This window comes from Tenacibaculum sp. SZ-18 (assembly GCF_002813915.1).
GTDB lineage: Bacteria > Bacteroidota > Bacteroidia > Flavobacteriales > Flavobacteriaceae > Polaribacter.
This window is the reverse complement of sequence record NZ_CP019335.1, coordinates 3,995,932-4,007,156: the sequence shown is the minus strand read 5'-3', so window position 1 is coordinate 4,007,156 and position 11,225 is coordinate 3,995,932. Positions and strand designations below refer to the sequence as shown.

The 11,225-nt window shown below is 31.0% G+C and carries 4 protein-coding genes; all 4 read left to right on the top strand.

Going from position 1 to position 11,225, the window contains the following annotated elements; translation table 11 throughout:
- Positions 1-530 precede the first annotated feature (530 nt).
- Entirely contained in the window at positions 531-3,746 is a 3,216-nt protein-coding gene (locus BTO06_RS18190) for a starch-binding protein (protein WP_100926661.1), read from the top strand.
- Between the two features lie 228 nt (positions 3,747-3,974).
- Positions 3,975-7,913 carry a hybrid sensor histidine kinase/response regulator transcription factor gene (locus tag BTO06_RS18185; RefSeq protein WP_100926660.1) on the top strand — a complete coding sequence of 1,313 codons (3,939 nt, stop codon included), beginning with the start codon at positions 3,975-3,977 and terminating at the stop codon, positions 7,911-7,913.
- Positions 7,914-8,084: 171 nt separating this feature from the next.
- Positions 8,085-9,041, top strand: coding sequence for a helix-turn-helix domain-containing protein (locus tag BTO06_RS18180; protein WP_100926659.1), 957 nt, complete (start codon positions 8,085-8,087; stop codon positions 9,039-9,041).
- A 75-nt stretch (positions 9,042-9,116) separates the two neighbouring features.
- Positions 9,117-10,673, top strand: a complete 1,557-nt coding sequence (locus tag BTO06_RS18175) for a fibronectin type III domain-containing protein (RefSeq protein ID WP_100926658.1) — start codon at positions 9,117-9,119, stop codon at positions 10,671-10,673.
- Positions 10,674-11,225 lie beyond the last annotated feature (552 nt).

The window sequence follows — 11,225 nt, the reverse complement described above, 5'->3', positions numbered from 1 at the left end:
ATACTGGTTAGATATCTCGACCAAAATTCCCAAGCTTTGCTTTCACTGCTGAAATATAAAAGTAAAACTGGAAAATTAATGAAAGAATTCATAAATGACTCATATAAAAACAAATTTCATTGAACAATATTAAAGTATCCAAAATATTCGAATGGTATCAGGAAGATTTTACATCCATACAGTCATCAGTAGATTATATTAATAAATATTTCAACACAAAAGTAAATGATAACGCCACTATATATTATCTAAGTTACGATTGGACATTAAGGAAAAATAGTAAAATAACCTTAATACAATAATAATCTACATTTTACATATCCATTAGCCATACAGAATTTATTTGAGTGAGTTAGTTCTAGCCATTATTAAACTACTTGGAAAACTTATCAACACGAAATCGATTTCGGCTGAAACCTCTGTAAATTTCGAGAATAATAATAGGTAAATTCGAGAACAATGTAATATTGGAAACTCCATTGTTTACATTTTTATCAACCTCATATTAATCAATAACTCACCTATTATTAATGAAAACTTATTTCTTAAGACTAAGTTTTGTGGTACTTTTTACTACCATGTTAACTTACGACTATCTTTTCTCTCAAAACGATTTTAGAGAAGAAACAATTTACTTTCTACTTACAAGTAGATTCAATGATGGAGACCCAAATAATAATGCTCCCAATGAGTGGTCTTCATATAATGAAGATCCCGATATCAATCCAAGTATTACAAATCCTAATGATGTAACCTGGAGAGGCGATTTTAAAGGTTTAATTCAAAAATTAGATTACATAAAAGACATGGGCTTTACGGCAATTTGGATTACGCCTATTGTTCATAACAGAAGTCCTTTAGATTATCATGGGTATCATGCTTGGGATTTTACTCGTGTTGATCCAAGGTTGGAATCACCTAGTGCAACTTTCCAAGATTTAATCAATGAAGTTCACGCTAGAGGAATGAAAATCGTGCTAGATGTTGTAACCAACCATGCAGGACGATTTGGCATTAAAGATGTTGCAGAAATTAAGTACAACACCGATCCGACTAAACCATGGGCTGCAGTTGATAATCCTAATTGGGAATACGATGGAATTACACCAAACCCAGATGACGGATTAATTTGGAGTAGAGCAAACTTGGCAAAAATGCCAGCACCTTATAATCAAAATTTAGCAGCTTACAATTTCCCAGGAAAAGAAAGTTATGTGGACACAAGTGATCCTGATTGGTATCATCATTCAGGTAATGGATTTGCTCAAGGTTTTGATGATATTGAAAACTTACATAATCGAGCTCTTGCCGGGGACACTCCAGATTTAAATACAAGTAACCCAAAAGTTAGAGAATATTTAGTGGAAGCATATCGCAAATATATCGAAATGGGAGTAGATGCTTTTCGCTGGGACACACTAAAACATATGAGCAAAGAGGATGTACTTTATTTCTTTGACGCATTCAAAGCTATCAATCCAAATCTTTTTATTTTCGGAGAAGTTGCTCAAAAGCGACATGAACTTCACCCAGTTGAGGAAACCAATCCTCATTATTACACTTGGCGTGGTGCAGTAAATAATTCTGCTCCATTGGATTTAGCCGTAATTGATTTTTACGGAGAGGCTACTTTTCATGGAACTTTTGAAGAAGGTCAATCATTTCCAACAGTAAAAGCAGCCGCCCGTTACGATCATTTATACAGTGATCCTTCTACATTAATTACGTGGTTAGACAACCATGACTTTGGCCCAAATAACGACTGGAACCGACGCTATGGAGGAAGCGACGAGAACTTAGCGGCATGCATGAACTTTATGTTCACTTGGCGCGGAATTCCAACAGTATATTACGGAACTGAAATGCGCTTTAAAGCGGGTGAATATGCAGATATTCATAATGCTGCTGGAATTCAAGAATCCATTGACAATACTGGTAGAGCTTATTATGGCGATGTTATGAATCAGGCTCCAAGTCATAAAATCTATCAACAAATAAAAAAATTAAATGCAATGCGACGCGCTGTCCCCGCTTTACAAAAAGGAAGTTGGGAATGGAAAGAAGCTCCAGGAAATGCTGTTTCTTATAAAAGAGTTCATGGAAACAGTGAAGTTGTTGTTGGATTAGCCAAAGATGGCAGTGCATCATTTTCTATATCTGGAGTTACTGATGGCGTGTATAGAGATGCTGTAACTGGAAGAGAAACTTTTGCTTCTGGAGGTAGAATCAATTTTTCAGTTACTTCTGGTTCTGCTGGAGTTTATGTTTTAGACGGACCAGGGCTAATTGGACCATGTGGTGGTGGATATTTTGAAACCTGTGTTAATGGACCTAGTAAACCTATTGTAACTATTAATTCAAATACAACTCAATCCGAAAATCCAATACAAGTATCAATGGAAGCTTTTGGTGGCTCTGGAAGCTTAGAAATTTTCTATACTACTGATAATTCCAATCCAAATCAATCTAGTAATCGTTATACCAGTTCTTTTACTGTCAATAATTCTTCTACCATAAAAGCAATTGCATTTGACAGTAATGGAATAGCCTCAGATATTATAACACAAAACTTTGCTATCGGACCAGTTCAAGGATTACATGTATACTTTAAAAAACCTGCTTCTTGGTCGCAAGTAAATATTCATTATTGGAATGAATCTCCAGATGTTTTACCTACTAGCAATTGGCCTGGTCCAGAAATGAATCAAATTGGAAATACAGATTGGTATGAATATGTATTCAACGGAGTAACAAGTACAAACTTACTATTTAATGATAATGGTAATGCAAAAACTGATGATTTAGTTAGGACTCAAGATGGATGGTTTCAAGATAACCAATGGTTTGATACAGATCCAAGAGATAATACAACACCTGATGATCCAGATCCAGATTCGGTTGATAGTATAATAATTTATTACAAAGGAAACATTTCGAATCCTAACATATATTACTGGAATACAAGTCCTGAAACTACTACAACATCTTGGCCTGGTGAAAATATGACTGATATTGGCAATGGCTGGTTCTCCTACACGTTCAGCAATGTGAATTGTACCAATTTGATTTTTAGTAGTAACGGAAATAATCAAACTGATGATTTACAACGATGCGGAGATGGTTGGTATTTCAATGGAACTTGGTATGACTCCAATCCAGAAGAACAACCTACTGGAAACGACTTAAACATCTATTTCAAATCTGATTCTTACAGTGATCCTGAAATATACTTTTGGAATGTTTCACCTTCCAACCTAACCACAACTTGGCCAGGTGAAACTATGACGTTACAAAGTAATGGTTGGTACAAATACACTTTCAATAATACCGATTGCTCAAATATTATATTCAGCAATAATGGAAACTCTCAAACGCTTGATTTAAAGAGATGTTCTGAAGGTTGGTTTTATAATGGAACCTGGTATGATTCTGATCCAGATAATTTACAAGCCAGCGTAAATTCAATCTCTAGTAATTCCAGTCTCCCAGATCTAATATCAATTTATCCCAACTCAATTAATGATAATTCCAAAGTAAGAATTGGTAATTCGAATAGTAAAACAGATTTAAAAATTGAAGTAATTAGTGTTTATGGCACTTCCAAAACTTTAATCCATACCAAAATTGATTCAGGAATACATGAATTTAAACTTAACGAAATTCAACATCAATTGACCAACGGAATCTATTTTGTTCGCATAACAATTAACGGAAAATCTACAGTTAAAAAAATTATTAAAAAGTAAGTAAATAAAACGCCTCTCGTATTGAGGGGTGTTTTTTTGTACTAAAACTTCAATAGACATTAGTACATCATGTTTTATATTAACACATTGTATTTGATACGTATTTACTTTGACTTAAAGACTGGTATGTAAGTTGTTAGTTACATAAGAACGCTATATCTTCTATAGATATAGCACCTTAAAAAACGTTTTTTAGTATCTTAGTGTAACCAATTATATTCATATTAAATGAGTTTTAAAAATATTTTTTATTTATTAAATATTTGGTTTATAATTTTTTCTCTTTCTCTTGCTGCTCAAAATATCTCATCCTTTGATGTAAAACACTACACAATTGAAAGTGGACTATCCAATAATTGGATTTCTGATTTATATCAAGATAAAGACGGTTTTATTTGGTTAGGTACCCAATATGGATTAAACCGCTTTAATGGGAACCAATTTAAAAAATTCACATATGTACCTGGAGATTCAACAGCACTACAAGCCAATTGGGTAAGAACAATTACCCAACTAAATAACAACTTAATTTATTTAGGAACATTAGGTGCAGGAATAAATGTATTAAACCCATATACTGAAATTTTTTCAAGCTTACCAGTAAAGTACAACGAGGAAAATATCGACTTATCTTCTGTTTTTAAAATAACTCCTGATCAAAAAAAACTATGGATTTCGTCAGCAACATCAGCGTATACCTATGACATCGAGCTTCAAAAAATCGAACAGATTTCAGATAACATGACATTGAACATCAGTATTGCAGACGATACTACAAAATTGATTCTTAGTACTCAATTTGATACTCCTAATGATGAATCAACATCTCCTTCCAAATTATTAAAAGTTATAGAAAAAAAAACTACTGAAATAAAACTGTCGCATAATGAAAGCCTTCTGAATTTATTCGCAATATCTAAAGACAGCACCCTTATATATTCAGAAAATAATCTATTTATTTCATCCATCCAAAATGGAAAATTACAACAAACATTTCTAGATTTTAAAACTAATTTTTCTTCAGTTTTTTCCGATATCCCATTCATATATAGAGATACTAAAGGAAATTTTTGGATTAACGCTGGTGACTCAATTTATAAATATACTTCAGACTTTTCTTCATTTGAAATTGTACGATTAAAAAATATACTTAAAAATGCACCAAGTAATATCAGAATTAATTGTATGCTAGAAGATAATGAAGGAAATTATTGGTTTGGCACGAATCTGGGGGTTTTTCATTTAATTAAACATAAGCAATTCAGACATCCAATCTTACAAAAAGTAGGTCAAATAAGAGAGATTGCTGAATCTAAAAATCATTTTTGGTTTGCTCTACCAGATGGAATTTATAAATGGAGAAAAAAAACAGTTGCAAAACCTAAAAAAATAAATTCCAATAATGTAAAATCTCTATATGTAGCAAGTGACAACTTTTTATACACTGTCGGTAAAAATGCAAAGAATAATACATCACTACTCAAAATAAACCCTAATCAAAATAATATCGAGTCGGTGTCTCTTGCCACTATAAATTTACAAAAAGATGCTTGCTGGAAAATTATTGAAGATAGAAACCAACGTTTATGGATTTCACAATGGGACAAACTAGTAGTTTATAATCCTAAAAAAGGAACTGCTTTTGAAATAAAAGTATTTAAAAAGAACATTGGAATTATAGATATTTTTAAAGATAATAGCGATAATTTATGGTTAGCAACAATAAGTTCAGGATTACTTCAGATTTCAAATCTGAGTAAATTAAACGCATCTAGCAATTTTTCCTTTATATCTCATACCCATAATCCTAATAATCATAACTCTATCAGCTCTAATTTGATACAATCTATTGAACAGGACGAGAATGGCACGATATGGATTGGTACGGATGGTGGACTCAATAAAATGGATAAGAAAAACAATACATTCAAAAGATATATAAGGAATGAATATATGCCAAATGATAAAATTCTATCTGTACTAAGCGATAAAAATGGAAGATTATGGTTAAGTACGGTAAGTCACGGTATTTTATCTTTTGATATTAATTCTGAAAAATTCGAAAGTTTTATGGCTTCGGATGGTTTATATAATAATTCAATGTTAATTAGTTCTAAACTCATGGATAGCAATGGTAATATTTGGCTTGGAAGTGAAGGAGGACTGCAATTTTTCAATCCAAAAAACCTTATCTCAAATACAGCTAAATCAAGATCTATAATTTGGGAATCTCTTACTAAATTTAGAAGAGATACCAATTTAGTTTATAAATTTCCAAAACAAAATAAGACCTATAAAAATACTTTATTCATTGAACCAAAAGATCAAAGTATTCGTTTTAAATTTCAAACTATATCTTTCGAAAACCAACAAAAAATTAAGTATCATTTTAAGCTAAATGGTTTACACAAAAATTGGCTTCCTCCTCAAGATATTGGTGAAATTACCCTATCCTCTATTCCTAAAGGAAACTATAATTTGGAAATAAAAGCAACTTATAACGATCAACTTATTGGAACTTATAATCCGATTAGCATCACCGTAATCCCATCTTGGTATAAAACAGATATAGCATATTTAATTTATACTTTACTTATTGGATTATCGATTTTCGCCTTTTATAAAATCCAAGTGAAAAATAAAATAGCAAAAACCGAAAAGGAATTTATATCGAATTTATCGAAAGCAAAAACACGTTGGTTTAATCAAATTGCACACGAATTTAGAACTCCTCTTACTATAATTTTGGGAGCAACTGATCAAATAAAAAGCGATCAAAATCATTCTCAAAAATCTAAAACAAGTAAACATCTTACTCAAATTGAAAATCAAACCCATCATTTATCAAACCAGGTTCAAAAGATACTCGAAATTGCTCAAATGCAGGATAATAAATTAGATGTTCAACTTAATCAAGGTGATTTCATTGCTTTTGCTAAATACCTGTGTAATTCATTTAACTCTATGGCCGTTGAGAAAGGAATTTGTATAAATTTTAAAAGTTCACACGCAAAAAAAGAGTTGTTATTTGATGAGGATAAATGGAGGAAAATTATATCTAATCTTATCTCTAATTCTATTAAATACAATAGAATAAATGGAAAAATAGATGTTTCTGTAAGTGTCCTAGAGCAATCACAAAATCTAGAAATTAAAGTACGTGATAATGGAATTGGCATGAATGAAAAGTTTCTTTCTCAACTGTTTAATCCCTTTAGTAAAGAAAAACCTTTAAATAAACAGGGTGTTGGATTAGGACTCACTTTAACTAAGGAACTAGTGAATCTTTTGAAAGGTACTATTCGTGTAAAAAGCAAAAAACACAAAGGAACAACTATTTCCATAATAGCACCATTTGAACTACCAAAACCTAAAGCAAATTTTAGTAATCACGATTTCGTTTTTGATGAGAATGATCAACGTCCCATCATTCTAATTGCTGAAGATAACGAAGAAGTTATGGATTATATGAACTTTTGCTTATCAAGTAAATATAATCTACTTAAAGCAGCTAATGGGAAAATTGCTTGGGATTTATGTAAAAAACATTTACCAGATTTAATATTATCTGACATAATGATGCCTGAATTAGATGGAATAGAACTGAGTAAAAAAATACAAGAAAACGAGGTTACTAATCATATTCCTCTAATATTTCTAACTTCTAAATCGAGTCGAGAAAGTAAATTGAAAGGATTAAAAACAGGTGCTGAAGATTATATTATAAAACCATTTAATAGAGAAACACTGATACTTCGTATTGAGAATATAATCAACTCCAGAAAAAAGCTACAGAAAAAATATAAAAACGAAGAAATAACATCTTTATCTAAAAATAAAAAAATCGATTCGTTTATGTCGAAAGCAATTCAAATAATTCATAAGGAATTGGATAATGATGAATTTGGAGTTCCTGATTTCGCCGAAAAATTAAACATAAGTAGAATTCATTTATTTCGAAAAATAAAAAATCTAACTGGACTACCTCCCAACAAATTTATTAGAAGAATTCGTTTACAAAAAAGTAAAGAATTACTCCACAATCATAAATATACGATATCAGAAATTGCATACCAGGTTGGCTTCAAAGACCCAGCTTACTTTACTCGGGTTTTCAAGGAAGAATTCAAAAAATCACCCTCTGAATTCAGAAAAAATTATTTCTAAAACCTTAAGAATAACATTTTATTTAAAACAAGTAACAAATATCCAAGAATAAGTAACTAGCCTCCAAGACTTATTTTGTTTACAGTACTAAATTGCTTTTTATAAAAGCAACACACATTTAATTGAGTATAAATATTCACATATGAAATACTACAATAAAAAATAAATAAAATGGACACAACACACAAGGCTCAAAAATTTAGTTATTCTTTGGAAAATATTCCATATTTTCTTAAAAATTCACTTTCGGAATTTAATGAGGAACTACTATTAACTAATCCATTAGAAACACTAACTATTTTAAGCTACTTTGCAACATCACTATATGATAAAAATACTATAAGTGAAGTCCTCTGGGATATTACTGAAAATTGTATTTCATATTTAAATCTGGAAGATTGTGTTATTTATATGCTGGATAGAGAAAAAAAATATTTAGTCCAAAAAGCTGCATATGGGAACAAAACCGATTGCAAAAAGAAAATTATAAGTCCTTTAAAAATTAAAGTAGGTAACGGCTATGTAGGAAAAACAGCAAAAACAGGTAAATATAACCGTATTGATGATGTTACTCTTTCCAATATTTATATTAAAGATGATCTAAAAAGAAAATCAGAATTAACTGTTCCTATTTATATTGATAATAATATTATTGGTGTGTTAGACTCTGAACACTCCCAAAAAGCTTTTTTTACTGATAATCATGTATACTTGTTTCACTTAATTGCCAAATTAACTGAACTTAAATTAAAACAAGTTATAAATCAAAAAAGCTCAATTAATATAACTGGAGATAATAAGTATTTTAAAAAGTTAGAAATACTAATGACAAAAGAAAAAATATTTAGAGACCCAAATATCAGTTTAATAAATATAGCTAATCAACTCAAAATAAGCGGGAATTATCTATCTCAACTTATAAACACCATAACTGGAAAAAATTTTGCAGATTATATTAATTCTTTTAGAGTTGAAGATGCAAAGTTAAAACTTACTAATAATCGTTTTTTAAACTATACTGTTATTAGTATTGGTCTCGAGTCTGGGTTTAACTCAAAATCTACATTTTATAGTGCATTTAAAAAAATGGTAGGAATTTCACCAAGCATTTACAGAAAAACCACCTAATATGTCCGAATATTTTGACTATCAATACTTTTGGATATTTATCGATCAATTCAAACATACCTTTGTAAATAAAAAATGTATAAATTATTTAATGTATATATTTTGATTACAGCATTGATGTTTGGCTGTAGTAGTGAAATTAGTAATGACATTACAACTACTAATCAAAATCCAGGGAACTTTACGATAAATGTTACAAATATTACCAGTTCTAGTGCGCTGCTTACTTGGTCTGATTCAATTGATCCTGATGGAGATATTGTATCATATTCAATATATTTTAATGGCAACGAAATTTCCTCTGGTTTAAAAACTACTGAATTCTTAATTGAAAAATTAGCTCATGAGACAAGCTACACTGGGCGTGTTATAGCAAACGATGAGAGAAACGGAATTACAGAACGTAACTTTTCATTTACTACCATAACAAATACTAGTGATGATGTACAAATCTCCTGGCAAAAATCATTGGGAGGATCCAATACAGATGTTGCGTACGCAGTAATTCAAACAAACGATTTAGGATATCTTGTCGCTGGTTCCACAGACTCTGTAGACGGAGATATTTCTTCGAATATGGGAGGAACCGATTGTTGGATTGTAAAACTGGATTATTCAGGAAAATTAATTTGGGAAAAAAGTTTTGGAGGTTCAGATCAGGATGTAATTCATGACATAAAAGAAACAAAAGACGGCGGTATTATTGTTGGGGCGTTTTCAAGCTCAGTTGGTGGTGATGTTTCGACCAACAACGGTATGCGTGATTTTTTAGTTTTTAAACTTGATAGCGGAGGGAATATTATATGGAGTACAAGCATCGGAGGTTCAAAGGATGATATTCTAGAATCAATCATAGAAACCTCCGACGGTTCATTTATTGCCGTTGGTTATACTAGTTCTGATAATTTCAATGTGCTTGGGCAATCAGATGCATGGGTTGTGAAATTATCTAATGAAGGCGAATTACTTTGGCAACAAAATTTAGGGTATGAAATGAGAGATATTGCAATGTCAATCGATGAAACAACTGATCTTGGATATATTATTGGAGGTTTTAGCGAATCATCAAAGGACAAAAGAAATATGTGGATCTTTAAATTAAATTATGATGGAGTTTTACAATGGGAAAAGTTCTATGTTGGAACAGAAAATGAAGAAATCGCTTCTGTTTCAGAAACCTCAGATAATGGATATATTATCTCAGGATACTCTAGATCGGGCGATGGTGATATTGGGGCAAATAATGGTAGTTTAGATGCCATAGTCATTAAAACTAATAATGAAGGTGATATAACATGGAAAAAAGTGTTTGGAGGAAGTGATGTTGACGGCTTAAATGAAGTGAAACAAACAGTAGACGGGGGCTATATTGCCATCGGAGGATCTCGTTCAAGTGATATTGATGTTACACAAAATAGTGGCGCATTTGACTTCTTAATTCTTAAAATGGGATCCAACGGTGAAGTTTTATGGCAAAAAAATATAGGTGGTATTGGTGATGACATACCATATTCAGTAGAACAATCACAAGATGGAGGATATATTGTTGCTGGTAGTTGGTATACTAATATTTCCGGACAAGGAGAGGGAGCAACGGGAGATGACAACTTCTGGGTCCTAAAACTGGAATAATAGTCTTAGATATTATTATAATTGTTAACTAATTCATATTCAAACATTTCACCAAATGGGATGATTTTTTAAATCGATCTACATTGATTGATCTTCATAGTATTGAAAATGATGGTTTTGCTTTACCTAAAACACAATCAATAGATCAGTAGTTTCTGGTAAATACAAAGTTAACATATCAAAGCAAATTTTCAGAAACACAGCAATTAATAATAGAATTTCCTAAATAGCTCGCTCTATAGTAATCTAGCTAATTACTATTAGCAATAATTAACAATGAAGTAAACAATAAAAGTAAGCTAAAGTAGCTCAAACTAATTTCCTTCATAATCAAAGAATAAATCTTTTACTTCTTACGTATGATTATCGTCTTAAAAATTAATGAGAAAAAGGAGAATAAAATGAAACATATCGTCTCAAAACTAAGTTTGGATTGATGTATAAATTTATCAATAGATAAATCTTCTTCACTATCCGATTTTTTTGATATTCAAGAATACTGGATACTCCTGCACTTTGTTCCTACTAAATTTACTTTATTATTTTAAAACA